The organism is Spongiibacter thalassae (genome assembly GCF_012272835.1).
Lineage (GTDB): Bacteria > Pseudomonadota > Gammaproteobacteria > Pseudomonadales > Spongiibacteraceae > Spongiibacter > Spongiibacter thalassae.
On record NZ_JAAWWK010000001.1, the window covers coordinates 65,356 to 83,898 of the forward strand.

Below are 18,543 nucleotides of genomic sequence, written 5' to 3' on the forward strand. Positions count from 1 at the left end.
CTAAGAGCTAAAGTACTTACTTGCTTGTTTTTTGCGCGGTGCTGGCTTTTCGGGCAACAGGTTTGGCAGCAACTTTTTTCTTGCTACTCGGTTTTGCGCTTCGACTCGCGAGCTGAACTTTTTGAAACGCATCGTATATACATTGCTCTAAGAAATCGGGATCTTTAATACTGTCTCGGCAACAGGTAAACGAAATGGACAGGGAGCTGCAGTAGCTGCTAATAACAAAGGCAAGTCCGGTTGTGCCAGTTAAGGGGGCAAGACCAAAGGAGTATACGACCTTGGAACCCGCTAGGTAGCGCTCGGTTCGGGGGCCAGGTATATTGGTTGTCGCATAGTGAAAGCCCATATTTTGACGGTCGAGCAGTTTGAAACGATTGGCGACTTTCAGGGCAATGTTTAGTACGCCGCTGGGCGCGACATCCAATACATCGCGCATAATATCGGCGCCATTTATAGCGAGCAATTCTTTACGTAACTCACTTTCGGCATGAATCTTTATGAGGCGTTCAAGAGGCTCTTTAATATGGCTGTGGACACAAACTGAGAGTAGCGTTGCATGGTTGGTTCCTGTGTCGTATTCGGTCATTGCCCGGGTATCTACAGCCATGCCTGCAATGAGTGATTCTTGTAGGCAGGTATCGTGTTTGGCAAGATATTGTTCGACTGCATAGGAGGTAATGCAGAGGATAACGTCATTTAGGGTTGCACCTTCTACCGACTGTTTTATCTCAATGATGTCTTTAATATTGAATAATCCAGCGCCCCACACACGAGCACTGGAGGTGATCCCATAGTTAAATGGCGTTTTTTCAGATTGTTTAATCACTAGTTCGCTGTGGTTACGTCCGGATTGACGCTTCTTTTCAACAGTTGAAACAATCTTTTTAGTTTGCTGAATGACTTTCCTGGTTGTTTGAGCATGTTTTTTCCCGCTTGCATCAGTAGCTGCGGGGTATCTGGCTCTGGCTCCAAGGTCATTTCAGGTGGTGGGGAATTATCAACAGTCGGTGTGTGGTCGTGTATTGATTCCAGCATCTGCAATGCGGCCTTACCGTCAACCATGGCGTGGTGCATCTTAGTCATAATGGCAAAGGCGCCTGGGGGCATGCCGTCAACACCATCGAGACCCTCAATGACGTAGGCTTGCCACATGGGGCGGCTTAAATCCAAGTTTTGGCTGTGTAGCCGTGCCAGTTGAATACACAGTTGTCGCCAATCACCGGGCTTCGGTAGGGCGATATGTCGCACGTGATACTCTATATCAAAGTCTGGCGCATCAACCCAGTAAGGATCATCTAGGGAAAAAGGCACCCCTTTAATTTGACGCCGAAAAACAGGCGCAAGGTGTAGGCGGTTTTGATAATTTTGTAAGATATCTTTGAAACGAATAACGGCTTGGTCAGATGAGCTAGGGTCGTAAATATACACATGCGAAATATGTTGGGGCGCACTTTTGAATTCACTTTTGATGAAAAATGCATCGAAACCACTAAGCTGTTCCATCTTGCTACCTCTAAAATTTAAAGCGAAATTATCACGCTATACGATTGTGTATATTGCCGCTGGTCGCAGTAACTTTGCATCTGCGCCGCGGACTAGCTTGTTTAAGGTAAGGGCCATTACTTGGCGGCAGTATGCATTGAGTTTTATCAATTAAATAATGGTGCCAACACCGCGTCAACAAGTTTGGTGTCTACGTACTCTTTGATCTTGATTATTTTGTCGTCGCGGATAAATATTAAAAAATGGTAGTCATTATTGTAATGAGCGCCAGAAACTAACTCCGAACGCCCCTTTACTTCAGCCGAAACGCGATTTTCTTCGGCGGTTAAATGCTGTATTTCAAAGTCGATGCCGGTCGCCGTAATTTGCTTAAACATCGCGGCGCCAGCAATGAGTTCATCATAGCCCCGAGAGCCAGAAATAAGAGAACTGCCCATGGTCACCGCTTCAACATCGTGGGCTAATAATGTTTGTATGGCTTCAATATCGCCATTTCCCATGGCCTGAATGAAGTCGGTGACGATTTTTTTGTTTTTGTCGCTCATAAATAAAATCTCATGAAAAGTACGGCGTTTATTATAATGAATTCGCTAAAGACGCTAGGTGGTATTGGCTATTGCCTAGTAAGCCATCAATGGTGGTAAGCCTTTTAACATAATGGCCGACTTCTAGCTCGTTGGTCATACCGATACCACCATGGATTTGAATCGCGTTACGACTAATGAAATGTGCGGCTTTTCCTGTCTGGACTTTGAGTGCGGCAATATCCTGAGGAGAGGGGGAGTGGTGAACCCATTGTGACGCGATTTGTTCATTAAGGCAGCGGGTTTTTTTCAATGTCACGTACATGTCAGAAATCATGTGGCGTAATGCCTGAAAGCTGGCTATGGGAACTCCAAATTGCTTGCGTATTTTCGCGTATTCAATGGTCATTTCCAGTAGTTTTTCCATGCTGCCAAGCGCTTCACAGCAAAGCGCGTACATGCCTACCGTCATAGTTTCTTTAAGCAGTTCTTCGGCGTTGACAACAAGTTGGTTTTGCTTGGGTATAAGCACATTTTGTAACTGAAGCGTAGTCGCACGATGGCCGTCGTAAAGTTGGTGGTGTTGTGCGCTCAAACCTTTAGTGTCGGCAGCCACAAAAAATAAGCTAGGTGTTTTAGTATTTTGGCTTTGCGCTGAGATAATATAGCTGTCAGCATTGAGACCGTTAAGCACGCTAATTTTTTCACCGTTGATAAGGTAGCCGTCTTCGGTTTCAGTGGCTGTTGTCTTTATATTCATCACATTGGCTGACGATTGGCGTTCTTGCCATGCTAGTGAAATATGTACATTGCCGGAAATAATTTGCGCAGTTAATTCCTGACTTAGCGGCGAATCGTTGGCGTTAGAAAGTACATGGCCGGCTAATACCACGGTGCTAATATAGGGTTCAATAATTAGGCCGTAGCCAAATTGTTCTAGTAGGCCAGAAATATCTGCGATATTTCCGCCGAGTCCGCCGTGTTCTTCATTGAAGGGTATGGCGAGCCAGGCGAGATCTGCAAACATTTGCCAGTGTTTTTCGCTATAGCCAATAGTCGAGCTTGCAAGGGCTTGGCGGTGTGTAAAGCTGTACTCGTTGCTGATAAATTTCTGAGCGCTTTCAGCCAGTTGCGCTAGGATATCGGGTGGCAATTTACTCATGTCGCTATGTCCTTGTTATTTGCTGATGACAAGCTTTGCCAAAATGTCGCGTTGAATTTGATGAGATCCACCAAAAATACTACTGGCGCGCTGATTCAGGTAAGTGGGCATAACAGTTAGGACTTCAATAGGATCAATTGGCGGTGTTTCACTGCCAATATGCAAAGCGAGTTGCTGGTCAACAAGGGCGAGGGTGCCTGATATGTCGAGCGCTAATTCACTAATATGTTGAGTGAGGTTCATTGACTCTAGCTTAATAAGTGAAGCCATATGTGCGGCTTCTGGGTGATTTGAGCCAATCCGGCGGGCATAATTTTCTGACGCAGCCAGGCAGCGCCAGTCGACCTCTAGTTCCGCGCACTTTTGCTTAAATACTGGGTCGCTGCTTATTTTGCTGCCGTGGCCATCGTCAGTTACGTTAGCTAATGTGCGCAATTTGTCGAGTTCGCGGCGTAACACAAACTGAAAACTACCACCTGCGGCGCGCTCGTGTTCAAGTAAGTATTTGGCAACGGTCCAACCTTGGTTTTCTGTCCCTAAAACTTGGGTTTTAGGGACGCGAACATTGTCAAAAAACACCTCTGCTTGCTCGGGCATACCGTCAAGCCCGATGATGGGGCGCACTTCCATGCCTGGTAGGCTCATGCTGTCTATTAGCAGGAAGGTGATGCCTGCTTGGGGGCGGCCCTCACTGGATGTACGCACCAATAAGAAAATATGGTCGACCTCAAAAGCCCAGGTTGTCCATGTTTTTTGGCCGTTAATAATATAGTGGTCGCCATCAGAATCGGCGCGACATTGAAGCGAGACCAAGTCTGAGCCAGCATTGGGTTCTGAGTAGCCCTGGCACCAGGTGTCTGCGCCAGAGGCAATGGGCGGCAGATATTTTGCTTTTTGTTCTGCTGTTCCAAATTTCATTATCGCCGGCGCTACCATGCCTACAGATTGCGGAGCCATCATGGGTAAACCGCGGGAGCAGTACTCCTCAAAAAAAATTCGGCGCTGCTCATCGCTCCAACCAGGGCCGCCGTACTCCTCTGGCCAGTTAACAACGCTCCAGCCTTTTGTGGCCAACAATTTGTGCATGGTCATAACGGCGCTAAACGCGGGGAAATAGCTGGTGGTTTTCGCAACGGCTTCCCAAACGTCATCCGGTATATGGTTATTGAGGAAGTCGCATATCTCGTTTCTGAACTTACCTAAATCCATGTTTTTTTCTGGCGCCACAGTTTTATATCCCATTGCAGTTTTTATTGAATTACGCCTAGGCGAAAGAATGGTACACCTCGGCTTTCAGCGAAGCACAAGTCCCCCGTCGACCAAAATTGATTGCCCGGTGATATAGCTCGCACTGTCAGATGCTAGAAAGAGAACGGTCGGCGCTATATCTTCGGGCTCACCCCATCGCGGGATTGGGAGAGTGGATATAAGGCTTTTACTGAATTCCTCATTGTCATGCAAAGGGCCAACCAGCTGGGTATTCACATAGCCCGGTGCCACTAGATTAACCCGTATGCCTTTAGGTGCCCATTTATCGGCTAATGCTCGGGTTAACCCTAAAAGTCCTGCTTTGGCAGCTGTATATGCAGGGGAACTTCGTATAGCGAGGAAACATGCAGCAGAACCAATATTAACGATAGCTCCTCGCCGCTGAGTGAGTGATTTGGAAAACCGAAACGCCAAGTCTGCTGGTGCCACCAAATCCACTTCCAAGGTAAGCCTGAAGCCGTCCATTTCAAATTCTCCGCCGGTGGAATTTGATACTCCAGCGTTATTAATTAGTATATCTATATCGCCCACTTGGTCTGCCAGCGTCACTCGTTCTAACGCCTTGGCCAGGTTGACTGGTATATAGCTGAATGCGGATAGGTCGGTATCGTAATCACTTGCTTTATCACGAGTACCGGTAATAACGACGTCTGCTCCAGCCTTATAGAACGCATTCGCGAGCCCTAGGCCGATCCCTTGTGTTCCACCTGTTACTAGCACCCGCTTAGCCTTGAAATTAAAGATAACTTGACTTTCCATTGTTTAAAACCTGATTAATATGTTTTATAAAATTCGATTTGTAGGTGGGCGGTTAGCCGCAAAAATGATGACCCCGTCATTGCTGATTGCCCAAGAATGACAGATTTATACTCTGCCTTAACGCGCCACTTGGCCATCATCCACCCGTATCACGGTGCCAGTGACGCAGTCAGACGCCGGTGCACAAAGGTAAAGCAAGGTGCTGTCTAGCTGCGATGGTTCGCAAATGCGATTCCGTGGGAAATTTCCAGATACATCGCCTACGCGCGCTAGCATGCCGTCGGTCATTTCTGAGTGAAAAGTCCCTGGGGCAATAGCGTTAACATTAATATGAAAGCGAGCCCATTCAACGGCCAAAACCTCGGTCATTCGCACCACTGCACCTTTGGTGATCGAATAGAGCGCGGCACCGCCACCTCCGTAATTGTAGGCGGCAACGCTAGCAATATTGGTTATGCGCCCGTGGATACCGGCACTTTTAAAGCGTCGCGCTACTTCGCACGACAAGATAAATGGTCCGCGAAGATTGGTGTCTAAGACGCGATCAATCAGTTCTACTGGCATTTTCATTGCTAGCTGAGAATCGGGTATTCCTGCATTGTTAACTAAAATAGTAAGCCTACCGAAAACAACCTCTGCTTTATCGACCGCGTTCATAATATTTTCGGCATCGGTCATATCCATCAGGACGCTCTGGCATTCACCGCCGTCTTGACGAATTACGGCTTCAAGTTCTCGAAGTTTATTCTCACGGCGCCCAGTAGCAATCACCTTTGCCCCAGCCGCTGCGAGGACTCGAGCGAACTGCCAACCGAGACCTGAGCTAGCGCCGGTTACCATGGCAATTTGCCCTGTTAGGTCAATACGGGTGTTGATCGAACCCTTATTATTTATTGTCATATTTAAACTCTATTTATCTTGGTAAACAGGTGGCCGCTTTTCAAAAAATGCGGTTACGGCTTCTAGATGATCTCGGGTCTGCCCCACTAAAATTTGCTGGCGGTCTTCCAGCGCCATAGCGGCGTCCAGACTCGGTGCATCAATCGCTATATTTAAACCATCTTTGCTTAAGCGCAGACCCATAGGGGCAGTTAGGAGCATTTCATCCACGAAAATTTGGGCGATTTTCTCTAGCTCGCCTTTGGCCACAACATCGGATACCAGATTGACCCTAAGCGCTCGCTCCGCATCGATAAATCGTCCGGTAAGTATCAACTCGGAAGCGACCGATGTACCGACCAGGCGAGGTAAAAAATAACTCGCTCCCATATCACAACCTGTTAAACCAATTTTGATAAAGGCGGCGTTCATTTTGCAGTTATCTGCCGCAATTCGAATATCTGAGGCTAGGGCCATTGTAAAGCCACCACCACAAACGGCGCCGTGCAATTGGCTGATAATTGGTTGTGGACAGCGGCGCATCGCCTTCATAATGTCGCGAATGTCTGTTTGTAATTGGTAGGCTTGCTGCACTGAGCCCTCAACACCGTCGATATCCGATAAATCCAATCCTGCGCAAAAGGCGCGCCCCGCCGCCTTTAACACCACTACCCGCACGCTGTGATTACGATACAAGGCGGTGAAATAATCACTTAACTCATCTATCATCGCCCGATTCATGGCATTGAGTGCAGCAGGGCGGTTGAGTGTTAGCCAATCGGCATCGTCTCTGTGCTCTAGGATGATTGTCTCGTAATTACGCTCGCTCTTGTCAGCACTCATTTTGCGATTCCTCTCAGCGTGGCAATGGGTTTAAACATCCAAAGCTGCCATCGCCCGTTAGCGTTCCACCATCGACGTAAATCAACTGGCCAGAAACATAAGCTGAGGCGTCTGAGCATAAAAACACGGCCATATCGGCAATTTCATTTATCTGGCCAAGGCGTCGCGCGGGCACTCGTTTCACTGCCGCTTCCAACTCTTCTGGTGTGCTGGATAAAAACTTCACACCCTCGGTGCCTTCAATACCGCCGGGGGCGATTAGATTGGCGCGAACACCTGCCGGCCCCCATTCGACAGCCAAGGTTTTGGTGAGCATATTCACCCCGGCTTTCGCCGCTGCGGCATGGGCCTGAAAAGGCATGGCTTGCTCAGATTGGCCGGCAGTAATCGCGATCAAGGATGCGCCCGGCTTAGTCAGGTAGTCAAAACTGGCGCGAAATACATTAAACGTCCCTATCAAGTCGATATCGATCACGGTTTTAAAGCCATTAGGCGAAAGCCCCACCAAGGGGGCGAAGAAGTTGCCCGCCGCGCCGGAAACAAGCATATCGATAGTGCCAAATTTTTCTGCGGTGGTTTTAAGCGCCGCTGCTACCGCGTCGTAATCACGAACATCACAGGATAAGCCTAAGGCCTGGCCGCCACCTATATCTGAAATTTCTTGTTGTGCCCTCGCCGCGCGTTCAGCATTGCGCCCGATCACTACTACATTGGCACCGTTTTCCGCAAAGGCTTTAGCAATGCCTAGATTAATGCCTCGTGTACCACCCGCAACAAAAGCAACTTTATTAGAAAATAATTGACCATGGAATGATTTAGCCATTATGAACTCCTTAGCGGATCGCTGAGTGTTGTAGAACAGTTTTAGGCAGTGCACCCAAAACATAATTGGTAGGGGGTGGGGCGGGTTTTCATTCCCACCCTTGAGGTAATGTTTGCGAAGCTTCTTCTCAGGGAATCAAACCATTCATTTTATCAAGGAGCAGCCCCCGCCGCGTCTTTTGCTTTTTGATCAGGCATTCGGGTTCGGCGAAGGTGCTGGCTCATGCAGTAGTTCGGTTGAAATAGATGTTCGCCGAATTATCTCAAATTATGGGGGTTGTGCAGAGATTAATTCGGTAAGTTATTTGTTATTCAATTTCAAAGCGAATTGGTAGCACTTTAGGTCCACTAATAAAATTTGCTTTTGTGAACTTTACTTCACCATTGAATTTTAGGGATTTAATTCGTGGTAGTAACGCTTCAAGCAGTACTCGTAGTTCAAGTTTTGCTAAATGTTGGCCAATACACACATGGGGGCCGTGCCCAAACGCTAGGTGCTTGTTGGGTTGACGATCAATGCGAAACTCAAAGGGGTTAGAGAACTTCTCTTCATCAAAATTTGCACTTTGGTAAGATAGCATTACCCAGTCGCCCGCTTTAATTGTTTGTCCGCGTATTTGATAGTCTTCATTTGCGGTGCGCATAAAATGCTTAACTGGTGTGATCCACCTAAATGTTTCATCAACAAGACCTGGTATTAATGAGGGGTCTTTTTTTACTTTTTCAAACTGTTCAGGAAATTGGCATAAGGCCCATATGGCACCCGCAGTAGACGCTGAGGTGGTGTCATGCCCCGCGGTGGCGAGGACTGTATAGTAATTCGCTAGCTCATAGGGTTTGATCGGCTCGCCGTCAACGAGAGCGTTGGCAACAACGGTGGCGACGTCGTCGCGGGGCGTGGCGCGTCGATCTTCCGCTATCCCATTGAAGTAGCTGGCAAAATCTGCGAGCACCTTCTTTATTACTTCTGCTGCCGCTGCTGGGTCAGCCATTTTCTCGCTGTCGCGAGCGAGATCAGGGTCGCGTGCACCAAACAGCTCTTGGGTGAGCTTAAGCATCAATGGTTCGTCTTTTTCAGGTACACCTAAGATATCCATAACGACGTGGAGGGGATAACGGAGTGCTATGTCACTGACAAAATCACACTCGGGAGCATTGGCGATCATTGTGTCGGCAAAACTGCTTGCTATTTCTTTAACACGAGCTTCGAGTTCACGTACTTTTTTAGGCATAAACCAATTCTGAGTGATGCTTCGGTACTTTAAGTGCTCAGGGGGATCCATGTTTACCAGGTTTCTGGAAAGATGTGGTGAACCTGCGGTTATGTGTCGAATTTGCTGGTCGACAATTTTTCTAGTGAGAACAGATGAATTCTCGGCGCTATTAAATTTGTCATTTTGGCGGCTGATTTCACTTATATCGTCAAATTTAGTGGCCAGCCAGAATGGATTGAAATCCTCGTGCTCGACTTTTCCTAGCGGCTGATTTGCGCGAAGCCAAGTAAATACTTCATACATGCTTTCGGGTTCAGCCCATGCGCAGGGATCAACGATCCGGTCGGCGTAATCTTGCGGGACTAAATTCCTTTGGGTATTAATTGTCGTCATCTCGATGTCCTTTATTTGTGCGATCGCAGTGTTCTGGTGAGACCATTCTTAATACGCATTTACAAAGAATGTGGTCATATTGATTGCTATGTATGGTATCCTCCCTCAATCTGGCTCGCAAGAACTTTTGCGTCTTTAATAAAATCATAATAGATGCATAAGGAAATAAAAAAGTGGATTAGTAGATATATTGCAGCAAGAAAGACTGTATTTGCGTCGTCATTTATGTGGGGTGATTTTCTGCTTTTGTTGTCGGTCCATATTGGGTGCTCGGGTTTAGAGGCAGGGCTAACTTTACCTTGCGCTGACCTTTCTCCGATACGAGTTGCAGGTGGTGTCCCCTAAGTAGCCGTCCGGTGAGTACACCTTTTGCTCCTGAGCCAGGGCCAACATGATGGTGTCTATCTGTTTTTGGAGCGGACACCTAAAATGGATACGCAAGGATTACTTTGTCGACCTGTTAAGCCACGACGTCGCCGACACACTCTGGAATTTAAGGCACGGGTACTGGCCGCTAGTGCGGAGCTTGGTGCGTCTGTGCTGGCCCCGGGGAAGATGCGTATCCATAAGGCTTATGTCTGGGCCTATGCCTCAATGCGGTACTCCGCCATCCAGGGGGTGCTCTATGACTTCCAGCCTGGCCGTGCCGCGCAGGCGGCCAGAGACTTCCTGGCCGATTGGCAAGGCAAACTGGTCTGCGACGACTATGGGGGTTACAAGGCCGGCTTTGCCAGTGGCATCATCGAAATTGGCTGCTGGGCCCATGCCCGCCGTAAGTTCCATGATTTGCATGTGGCCAATAAAAGTCAGATTTCCGAGCAGGCGCTCGGTTATATACAAGACCTGTACTTGATTGAGCTGGAGCTAGCTGAACTGCCCCCAGAGGAACGGTAGCGGCAGGAAAACTCAAAGCTCATCCTTGATCAATTGCATCACCGGCTCATTGCCAAGTGACAGCAGGTGCCGGATGGCAGTGGTACGGCTAGAGCGATCGCCTACAGCTTAAAACGCTGGGACGCCTTGATCCGTTATATCGATGACGGCGCAGTGCCCATCGACAACAACTGGGTAGAGAACCAAATCCGGCCCTGGGCGCTCGGTCGGTCAAACTGGCTATTTGCAGGTTCACTGCGCAGTGGTCAGCGGGCGGCGAATACCATGACGCTGATCCCGTCGGTCAAGATCAACGGCCTCAATCCGTAAGCCTACCTAAAAGATGTGATGGAAAAACTGCCGACACAGAAAGCGTCAAAAATCGAGGAGCTGCTACCGCACAATTGGAGGCATTGATCAACTTGGGATTGCCGGAGGCTTACGCATGTAATGTGCATCGGCCAGAAATTTGTTTCGCAGATGTAAGGCATTGATATTAAATAAAAAATGTGCTTTTCGTGGTGCCAAAACCTACTCATGTGCGAAGCAATGAGAGCTTAGTCCGGATACTAGAGCAACGTAGCAGCGCCCGAAGCTGGCGGTGCACTCAGTCCGTTGGGTGCAGCAATACAGCAAAAATAGTGCGTTAAAAGTTGGTATTGCGGTATCATGGATTATACCTAGGTTGCATATTGTCAGTTTGGAGTATGATCTTGGTTTTCTGGGTTGATTCGGGCGAGTTGATTGCCGATGGTAGGCGCGGCGTTGCGTTGGCTTAATACGGGGTTGCGTGGGTCTTCTAGGACATCTCCGCACAACCTCCATAATTTAAGCTAATTTAGCGAACATTTATTTTAACCGGACTACTGTATGGGCCAGCTTACCTTCGTCGAAGCCGAATACCTGAACAAAAAGCGTAAGACGCGGCGGGCGCTGTTCCTTGAGAAAATGGATGGTTTGATTCCCAGGGCGAAGCTGGAGGAGAAGCTCCGCAAGCACTACCCCAAGGGTGAGAATGGAGGCCCTCCTTACCCGCTCCTCATCATGCTTCGAGTGCATTGCCTGCAACTGTTCTTCAACCTCAGCGATCCGGCGATGGAGGATGCCTTATACGAGATCGAGTCCAAGAGCTGCACCCAGCTCAACTAAGAATCAGGAGGTGGAGCGAGACCGAGAGATGTATCAGGCCAAGAAAGGCGATGAATGGCTCTTTGGTATGAAGATGCATATTAGTGTGGATGACCGAGATGGCTTGATTCACAGCGTCGCAACTACAGCAGCGAATGTGCGTGATCTCACTGCCGCGGATCAGCTTCTTCATGGAGAAGAGCAGCGAGTCTGGGGTGATGCGGGTTATACCGGCATCCATAATCGGGGTGAATTTAAAGATCGGGAAGTCGATTGGCGTATCGCGCTACGTCCCGGCAGCCGAAGCAAGCTAGCAGAGTCGCTGCAGGAAATGCTGGGGGAGATAAAGGCCAGCGTTCGAGCCAGGGTTGAGCATCCCTTCCGAACGATCAAACAGCAGTTTGGTTATGGGAAGGTTCGTTACCGTGGGTTGGCGAAAAGTGCCAATCGGTTTTACATCATCTCGGCGTTTACCCTCCCTCATAGGGAGGGTGTGCGCCAGTAATCAGCCAGATGGCTGGGTAAGGCCGAGAGGGGGTGCGAGTCACAAGGTTTTACGCTACGAACGCGGTGATTTAGCGACATTTTGTTAGCGACGGCGGTTTTGTGCAGAACATCTCTAGGTAATAGGTAATTCATGGAGGAACAAGATGTTAGTTGAAAATATACCGCAATCTTCAGAAATTCCAGGTCCAAGAGGCTTGCCTTTTATTGGCGTTATCCCGCGCTTTCTTCAAGAGCCGCTGGCCTTATTTGAGGATGCGGTCAGGAAATATGGGCAGGTATTTAAGCTTCCTTTGGGGGGCAAGGAGATTGTCTTCCTGAATGACCCGAGTGATATCGAAAATGTACTGAGGCTTGATTTTAGATCCTACGGGCAGTCTGCTACCCACGAGGATCTGCTCGCGCCTTTGCTCGGTCGTGGCGTCGCTTCAGTGTCAGATCATGCCTATTGGGAGCAGCTCCACAGAATACTTTTGCCTGCTTTTACACCTAAAATGTTGAAAAAATATTTTGAGCAAACTGCGCTTGTTATTCAGTCCGAAGTCGACCATCTTGAAGAGTTGCGTTTAGCGGATTCGAATGTTGAACTTTATGAGTTTGTGCGTTTGGGAATATTCACGGCCCTTACGAAAACTCTGTTTGTGCGCGGCATTGAGAGTGATGAAATTCCTGGCATCTTGGAATTGTTTCTGTCGTCTAACAATTATATCAATGCCCGTTATCTTACCAATGCATCGCGTTTTACGGCGATATTGCCGGCCATACGGAAAGGGCGGCGTGACCTGAAGAAAATCGATAAACGGGTTTATGAGTTGATAGCCTATCGAAAGGAAAATCGAGTTGAAGAGGCGGAAGATATGCTCGATACCCTGTTGGAGGCAAGGTTTAGCGACGGTACAGCTTTAAGCGATGTAGAATTGCGGGACAATATCACATCGCTCTTCTTTGGTGGCCAAGAAACGACGCCAAGTGAAGTAACTTGGGCTTTTGGCTTATTGGCAGCTAATCCTGATAAACGCCAGATCATGCTTAACGAAATCGATGAGGTGCTTGCCGACCGTATTCCGACATTCGATGACCTGAGTAAGCTTGTTTACACCGGTATGGTGTTTGACGAGGCTATGCGACTTTACCCGGCTTTTAGTTTTTTGGCGCGAGAAGCGTTGATTGATACAACTATACGTGGCTACAGTGTGAAAAAAGGTACGCCTATCGCGTTTCCGGGGTGGACAATTCATCGCAACGAGGATTATTGGCCGGATTCGGAGAAGTTTCTCCCAGAGCGTCATGCTAAAGAAATAAGTCGTAAGCGCGCTAAATGCTCATTTATGTCATTTGGCTATGGTCAGCGTCGTTGTATTGGTGAGCGAGTGGCTAGAATGGAGAGCACGCTGATGTTGGCGATGGTGTCCCAAAGATTTTTGCTTGAGCACGCCGACGGCAGGCTGCCGGACCCCCGCGTACAGATGTCGATTAAGCCGGTAGGAAAAATGCCGATGAAAATTATTAAGCGGTATAGGTGAGTAGATCGTTAAAAATTCATGTACTTCGTCAGCTTGCGATCAGCTGAGTTTGGTGAATAAAGCTTTTATCGAGATATAGCTTCCGCTCTCAATGGATAAGGAGCTGAGGCGCTGTCTGTATTAGATTTTTTTAGAAACTGTTCACAATAATTCCTATAAATCGCCGGACGGATATTACAAAGCAATAATTCAAAATTATCGAACTCTAGTTCCCAATTCTGCGTGGCAACGTGAAAATTTCTAACCTGCAAGTGTTTAACGCAGTGTTGTAAGTCGCCGACCGCGGGTGCAAGTGGCGCGGTTTGCCGAAAAAGTTTGGCCGCTGGCTGAGTATTTATATGTGCGCGGGAATCGCTGGGCTACAGCAAAGTTTTCTGGATACCGTGTTTCTTGCTCTTCAGGGGAGTGATGTTATCTATCGTGAGGACAAACATCGATGTTCAGATAGAGCCCCGTCGGCAAATTTATTGGAGCCAGAGCGCTGAATGCTTATCAGCAGGGGGCGTTACCGTCAGCTGGCAAAGAAAAGCTGGAATGCTGCTGTTTCATATAACTGTCGCAAAGGATTGGCCATATTTAGTGGGTGTGGGAGCACGTGCGAGCTCCTTTTGGTTGCGATTTATGCGGTCTATTAGTTGAAAATATGGTCGCGATATAGATGTGTCAGTCACGTTGTTATTTTTTTGCATTATAATTGTGTATAATATGAATGCATGGTATTGTGGGTTCAAGTGGGCTGTTTTAAGAGTTGATGTGGGCTGACCGTGCGCGACCTGTGCTTCGCACTTGGTGGAGCCGTTGGGGTCATTGCATGAAAATTTAGGTCACAGAGTTTTGTAATTACGCGGAAAATATTTTTCTATAATAAGGAGTAGTGCTCAATGAGTGATATGTCTAGCGCAATGGATGAGGCGGTGGCCGCAGCGAAATCTAATTATGCCGTTATTGATAATAAAAAGCTTAAGGTATTTTTGGGAAAAATATTTGAGGCGGATGTAAATATTTTGCAGGTGCAAGGTGGTGCAGAAAAGTCAGGGTCATCCTCGGGGATACTGATTTTCGACGCTGCAATCGAACATGAGGAGGGCCAAGAGCTCAAAAAGCTGGTGCTGCGTTACGACCCTGAAAGTAATGATCGATTGTTTTTTGAATATGATCTGGAAAGCCAGTACGTACTAATAAAGAAGCTGCAAGACAGTGGCCTGCCACTCCCGAAGGTTTACGGTATAGATGTGAGTGGTGATTGTCTGGGGGTCTCAGGGTTTATTATGGATTGCGTTGTTGGCTTGCCAATACCGACATCGTTATTTGCCAGTGGTCCATTGGTTGAAGCTAGCGATGAGCAGCGCGAAAATATATATCAGCAAATACTTGGCACGCTCGTTTCAATACATTCGCTTGATCTTGCTGAGTTTGGGTTGGCCGATTATACAAAAATAGCGCCTGGTGATACAGCGCAGGAAAAGCTTATAAATTGGTGGTGGAAAACATGGGATTGGGCAAAGCCCGAGGGCTTTGAGCGATTAGTGCCCGTTCGCCAGTGGCTACTTGATAATGCCCCAGTAGAAAACAATATGGTGTTAATGCATGGGGATCCAAATTTAGGCAACTATATGCTCGACAACGGGAAAGTTACGGCTATTTTGGATTGGGAGTTGTCAAGTATTGGTAGTCCTGAGCTGGACTTGGCGATACAGGTATTGTCGATGGAAGCGCATATGCCATATGCCGATCAGTTACCTGTAACCCCGCCGACTCAGGAACAGTGGTTGTCGTATTACTATGAGGCTGGCGGTCGACCGCTGAAAAATTTCGACTATTTTCGCAAGCAGGCGGCATACCAAATTTTAGTTTGCTTGGGTTCTATGTGTAATTATTTACCTGAAAGCGTATCAGCGTCATATAAGGTGATGGCGGAATTTTATTGGGCTGAAGTTGAAGGTTGAGAGCTGCTGATTCTAATAGTTATATTGGGTGAGATCATTATTTTTAATAGTAACTGGATAATATAATTAATCTGGAAGGTCGATTGTATTAGAAATGCTTTATTTTTAATAATAATATTTTGGATTAGCGATGAAAGACGTACTCATTATAGGCGCTAGTATTTCTGGACTTTCAGCGGCATTGGCCTTTCAGGCCAAAGGCTTCAAGGTCACCGTTATCGAAAGTGATTCCGCGCCAAATTCAGATATTACTCCTGCCGATGCTTGGTCTTGGCGTCGCAGGGGAGTTGCGCATGCGATGCAGCCACATTTTTTTCTAAGTGGATTGCGTAATTATCTTGCTGATTTATACCCAGGCTTACTAAAGGATTTTATCGAGGCAGGTGTAGAGCAAATATCGCTCAGCCAATGCATTCATTCATCGGCGGCTCACCGCTATAAGGCCAAGGATAACGACGCAGACCTCACTTTTTTTGCAGCGAGGCGCAGTGCATTTGAGTTGGTTATGTATCGTTACGTTGAGCGTCAGGAAAATATTCAGTTACTCCCCGATGTAAGAGTGAAAGAATTGCTGTTCGATGGGACTCGCGCTCCCTTTACAGTTAAGGCGTGCTTGGCTGCATCCGCTGGAGAAATAAAGCGGTACGATGCCGATTACGTTGTCGATGCGTCTGGTCGCACCACAAACTTAATAAAGCCTATATGTCAGGCTGGTGCGATTGTTGATGATTTTACGTATAAATCAAAGTCAGCTTACTACACCCGTCATTATCGGCTTTTACCAGGTCAAGAAGCACCTGAATTTATCGGAATGCCGAGCGCTATGTTCGATGACATCGTCGTGGTGACCTTTATAGCTGATAATAGAAATTTTGTTATTTCGATAGTGGTGAATCAAGATGATCCACTTCTATACGGGAATTCAATGAGCGATACCACAGTGTTTGAGGAAATTGTTCGTCGAATTCCGAAGGCTTCGCGTTGGATCGAATCGAGCCGAGCTGAGCCAACGTCGAGTGTCATTGCGTGGGCAAATATGGACTTTTTCTGGCGATCATTGGTCAGCGCTGAACAGCCCCAAATACTCGGCTATTTTCCGGTGGGTGATACCATGGTGCGGAGCAACCCAAAATTTGGCCGAGGTTGCACATGGGCGGTGATGGGCTCACATATTCTTGCGGAGAGTATTGCTGCGGGTGGTGATGTGTCAGAGATGACCCTTCGTTACGAGCGCAGTATAAACCAATATTTTAGAAGTGATTGGGAAGTCATGTTACAAGTTGATAAAGACGACCAAATGCGATTTGAAAGAGCAGTTGGATTGCGTCGCAGAACATTGTTATCTGGATTATACGCAAAATTTACCGGTTTAACTTCAAATGTCGCTGTCTCGGTCGATCCTGAGTTGTACAGGGAAGTCGTACGCGGTTTTTACGGTTTAACTTCTCCTACGGCGTGGTTAAAGAAGCCAAGTAACTGGTTTCGAATTCTAAAATCGGTGTTTATGCCAAGTGAATCGAAACGGCTTGCTATTGCTTATTCAAAGCGTCCCAGTCGATCAGAAATGGAAAGAATAATAAATAATTGTAGAGCTAGCGTCAACGTTGGAGAACTATGATGCCAAGTTATTCTTCATTGTTAAATGATAATAAAGGTAAATCGAATTCTGGCACCTTGCTGGTGATTTATTGCATAACGGCTGTATTAAGCGTGTCGTATTATTTTGGAGTCGCGTGGATTAAAAGCGGCATCGCTGCGACTATTCCTCAATTTCTCGATGCGTCAGTAGAGTATTTATGGGTGCGAGGTGTCTTGGTCGATTTCTTAATGTTTAATACATTTATTTCCATATGGTTATTCTATCGAGAAAAAACATTATTAGGTGGTGCGCTAACAACGCTCCTGTTTTGGGCATCCGGATCGATTTTCCTTGGATTATATATAGCCTTGTTGTGGCTTAAATATGGGTCTATGAAGTCCATATTGTTAGGCAGGAATGCATAGAATAGTTTCGGTAAGTTAAATGAGAATTTTTTGCCGTTCTCGCCGTTTCCGAGAACTTTGCGTTAGCAAGAAATTAGATATTATCTGTATTTAGTCATCGATAATTATAATTTATCGATCAATAGAGTGGCGCAGTATTTCCTAAGTGTGAAAATGGAGATGAAATTAATGAATTACGATGTTTCTTGGGACAAGCCCCATCAAGCGGTGGATGATGTACTTTGGCAGGAGAGTGATGCGTACTGGTTTTACGATACGGAGCAAGGTATTGGTGGCTTTCATCGTATAGGGCAGAAGCCGAAATTGGGTAAGGGGCAGCTTACGCTTTTTGTATTTAAAACCGGTGCTCAGCGTTTTGTTATGAGTGATGGCGACCGTACTGAGAAAGAGCTCACATCAGCTGCGCGTCAGGAATCCAAACAAGTTGTCGGGGGGCATACAGCAGAGGCTTTGGGCGATGCTCGAATGCGCTTTACATGGGAGGAGCCCGAAACATCTGCAGATCTTGAATTTTACGAGGCATTTTATGAGCCACGCGATTGGTCTAAGTCTGGTCATTCCAAAGATTTTATGAGTAATATTAATTCCGACGGACATTTAGAATGCTCAGGAAAAATTCGCGGCGTAATTCGTATTGGTGATAGCTCATATAATATTGACGCGCTAGCACACAGGGATCGTTCCTGGGGTGTGCGCGATAACGCTCGAGTTTCTATGCATCGCTACCGAATGTTTAGCGGCACAGTAGGACCTGAGATGAGTTTTGCTTGTTTCCTACTGGATTTAAAAGGAGGCCAGAAGATGGTTGCTGGCTTTGCTAAAGTTGAGGGGCAAGATTATGACGTGCATGACCTCCGCGTAATCACGCTTTTAGACAGCGATGGGCTAACCCCTCTGAAATCAATCGGAATATTGACTCTGGAAAGTGGCGAAGAACTGAGGATTGAAACGACTTCAGTCCAAGGGTTTATTACACCTGTGAGGGAGGCTTATTCCGTTAGTCAAGATCATATATCGACCTTTATATATAAAGATAAAATTGGCTTCATGGATCTTGAGCTTTGCATGAATCCAGGCAGGGGTGATTATATACCTACTAAAGATGATGTTACTTTCGTAGCCGTAGAGCAGGGGTTGTCTGGATTTAGTCAGTACGAGTACTGATTCATTATTCGTAATTTAAAAAGTTTAAAG

General features: G+C 47.0%; 15 protein-coding genes and 2 pseudogenes. 7 read left to right on the forward strand and 10 right to left on the reverse strand.

Going from position 1 to position 18,543, the window contains the following annotated elements; all coding sequences use genetic code 11:
- Positions 1-16: 16 nt before the first annotated feature.
- The 10 genes from HCU74_RS00315 to HCU74_RS00360 all read right to left on the reverse strand — a co-directional run bounded on the left by HCU74_RS00315 (position 17) and on the right by HCU74_RS00360 (position 9,371).
- Positions 17-829: a WS/DGAT domain-containing protein gene (locus HCU74_RS00315; protein ID WP_168448410.1), complete on the reverse strand. Its 813-nt coding sequence runs from the start codon at positions 827-829 to the stop codon at positions 17-19.
- Complete coding sequence (locus HCU74_RS00320; RefSeq protein WP_168448411.1) at positions 829-1,506, reverse strand: wax ester/triacylglycerol synthase domain-containing protein; 678 nt, start codon at positions 1,504-1,506, stop codon at positions 829-831. Before HCU74_RS00320 ends, HCU74_RS00315 begins: the two co-directional genes overlap by 1 nt.
- A gap of 146 nt (positions 1,507-1,652) precedes the next feature.
- On the reverse strand, positions 1,653-2,051 hold the full coding sequence (locus HCU74_RS00325) for a nuclear transport factor 2 family protein (protein WP_168448412.1): 399 nt from the start codon (positions 2,049-2,051) through the stop codon (positions 1,653-1,655).
- 31 nt (positions 2,052-2,082) lie between these two features.
- On the reverse strand, positions 2,083-3,192 hold the full coding sequence (locus tag HCU74_RS00330; protein WP_168448413.1) for an acyl-CoA dehydrogenase family protein: 1,110 nt from the start codon (positions 3,190-3,192) through the stop codon (positions 2,083-2,085).
- A gap of 15 nt (positions 3,193-3,207) precedes the next feature.
- Complete coding sequence (locus HCU74_RS00335) at positions 3,208-4,419, reverse strand: acyl-CoA dehydrogenase family protein (RefSeq protein ID WP_210425052.1); 1,212 nt, start codon at positions 4,417-4,419, stop codon at positions 3,208-3,210.
- Positions 4,420-4,485: 66 nt separating this feature from the next.
- Positions 4,486-5,220, reverse strand: a complete 735-nt coding sequence (locus HCU74_RS00340; protein WP_168448415.1) for an SDR family NAD(P)-dependent oxidoreductase — start codon at positions 5,218-5,220, stop codon at positions 4,486-4,488.
- 117 nt (positions 5,221-5,337) lie between these two features.
- Positions 5,338-6,120 (reverse strand): SDR family NAD(P)-dependent oxidoreductase, encoded by a 783-nt coding sequence (locus tag HCU74_RS00345; RefSeq protein WP_168448416.1) that lies wholly within the window; start codon positions 6,118-6,120, stop codon positions 5,338-5,340.
- Positions 6,121-6,129: 9 nt separating this feature from the next.
- Positions 6,130-6,942, reverse strand: coding sequence for an enoyl-CoA hydratase/isomerase family protein (locus HCU74_RS00350; protein WP_168448417.1), 813 nt, complete (start codon positions 6,940-6,942; stop codon positions 6,130-6,132).
- Between the two features lie 13 nt (positions 6,943-6,955).
- Positions 6,956-7,765: an SDR family oxidoreductase gene (locus HCU74_RS00355; RefSeq protein WP_168448418.1), complete on the reverse strand. Its 810-nt coding sequence runs from the start codon at positions 7,763-7,765 to the stop codon at positions 6,956-6,958.
- A 307-nt stretch (positions 7,766-8,072) separates the two neighbouring features.
- Positions 8,073-9,371 (reverse strand): cytochrome P450, encoded by a 1,299-nt coding sequence (locus tag HCU74_RS00360; protein ID WP_168448419.1) that lies wholly within the window; start codon positions 9,369-9,371, stop codon positions 8,073-8,075.
- Positions 9,372-9,908: 537 nt separating this feature from the next.
- Between HCU74_RS00360 and tnpC the strand changes: the two are divergent.
- The 7 genes and pseudogenes from tnpC to HCU74_RS00400 form a co-directional block, all read left to right on the forward strand.
- Positions 9,909-10,661 (forward strand): annotated as a pseudogene (gene tnpC, locus HCU74_RS00365) (IS66 family transposase); the annotation flags it as partial.
- Between the two features lie 453 nt (positions 10,662-11,114).
- Positions 11,115-11,877: pseudogene (locus HCU74_RS00370) on the forward strand (IS5 family transposase).
- A gap of 145 nt (positions 11,878-12,022) precedes the next feature.
- Positions 12,023-13,399, forward strand: a complete 1,377-nt coding sequence (locus HCU74_RS00375; RefSeq protein WP_168448420.1) for a cytochrome P450 — start codon at positions 12,023-12,025, stop codon at positions 13,397-13,399.
- An 881-nt stretch (positions 13,400-14,280) separates the two neighbouring features.
- Positions 14,281-15,345, forward strand: coding sequence for a phosphotransferase family protein (locus HCU74_RS00385; protein ID WP_168448421.1), 1,065 nt, complete (start codon positions 14,281-14,283; stop codon positions 15,343-15,345).
- A gap of 130 nt (positions 15,346-15,475) precedes the next feature.
- Positions 15,476-16,963 carry an FAD-dependent oxidoreductase gene (locus HCU74_RS00390; protein ID WP_168448422.1) on the forward strand — a complete coding sequence of 496 codons (1,488 nt, stop codon included), beginning with the start codon at positions 15,476-15,478 and terminating at the stop codon, positions 16,961-16,963.
- The gene (locus HCU74_RS00395; protein WP_168448423.1) at positions 16,960-17,349 is read left to right on the forward strand and encodes a hypothetical protein; all 390 of its coding nucleotides are present in this window, start codon (positions 16,960-16,962) and stop codon (positions 17,347-17,349) included. The genes HCU74_RS00390 and HCU74_RS00395 overlap by 4 nt, the downstream gene beginning before the upstream one ends.
- Before the next feature lie 168 nt (positions 17,350-17,517).
- Complete coding sequence (locus HCU74_RS00400; protein ID WP_168448424.1) at positions 17,518-18,513, forward strand: DUF7065 domain-containing protein; 996 nt, start codon at positions 17,518-17,520, stop codon at positions 18,511-18,513.
- The last annotated feature ends 30 nt before the right edge of the window (positions 18,514-18,543 follow it).

Coding starts and splice junctions, on each gene's coding strand:
- HCU74_RS00320 (WP_168448411.1), bottom strand. CDS start 1,506: ATGGAACAGCTTAGTGGTTTCGATGCATTTTTCATCAAAAGTGAATTC.
- HCU74_RS00325 (WP_168448412.1), bottom strand. CDS start 2,051: ATGAGCGACAAAAACAAAAAAATCGTCACCGACTTCATTCAGGCCATG.
- HCU74_RS00330 (WP_168448413.1), bottom strand. CDS start 3,192: ATGAGTAAATTGCCACCCGATATCCTAGCGCAACTGGCTGAAAGCGCT.
- HCU74_RS00340 (WP_168448415.1), bottom strand. CDS start 5,220: ATGGAAAGTCAAGTTATCTTTAATTTCAAGGCTAAGCGGGTGCTAGTA.
- HCU74_RS00345 (WP_168448416.1), bottom strand. CDS start 6,120: ATGACAATAAATAATAAGGGTTCGATCAACACCCGTATTGACCTAACA.
- HCU74_RS00350 (WP_168448417.1), bottom strand. CDS start 6,942: ATGAGTGCTGACAAGAGCGAGCGTAATTACGAGACAATCATCCTAGAG.
- HCU74_RS00355 (WP_168448418.1), bottom strand. CDS start 7,765: ATGGCTAAATCATTCCATGGTCAATTATTTTCTAATAAAGTTGCTTTT.
- HCU74_RS00360 (WP_168448419.1), bottom strand. CDS start 9,371: ATGACGACAATTAATACCCAAAGGAATTTAGTCCCGCAAGATTACGCC.
- HCU74_RS00375 (WP_168448420.1), top strand. CDS start 12,023: ATGTTAGTTGAAAATATACCGCAATCTTCAGAAATTCCAGGTCCAAGA.
- HCU74_RS00385 (WP_168448421.1), top strand. CDS start 14,281: ATGAGTGATATGTCTAGCGCAATGGATGAGGCGGTGGCCGCAGCGAAA.
- HCU74_RS00390 (WP_168448422.1), top strand. CDS start 15,476: ATGAAAGACGTACTCATTATAGGCGCTAGTATTTCTGGACTTTCAGCG.
- HCU74_RS00395 (WP_168448423.1), top strand. CDS start 16,960: ATGATGCCAAGTTATTCTTCATTGTTAAATGATAATAAAGGTAAATCG.
- HCU74_RS00400 (WP_168448424.1), top strand. CDS start 17,518: ATGAATTACGATGTTTCTTGGGACAAGCCCCATCAAGCGGTGGATGAT.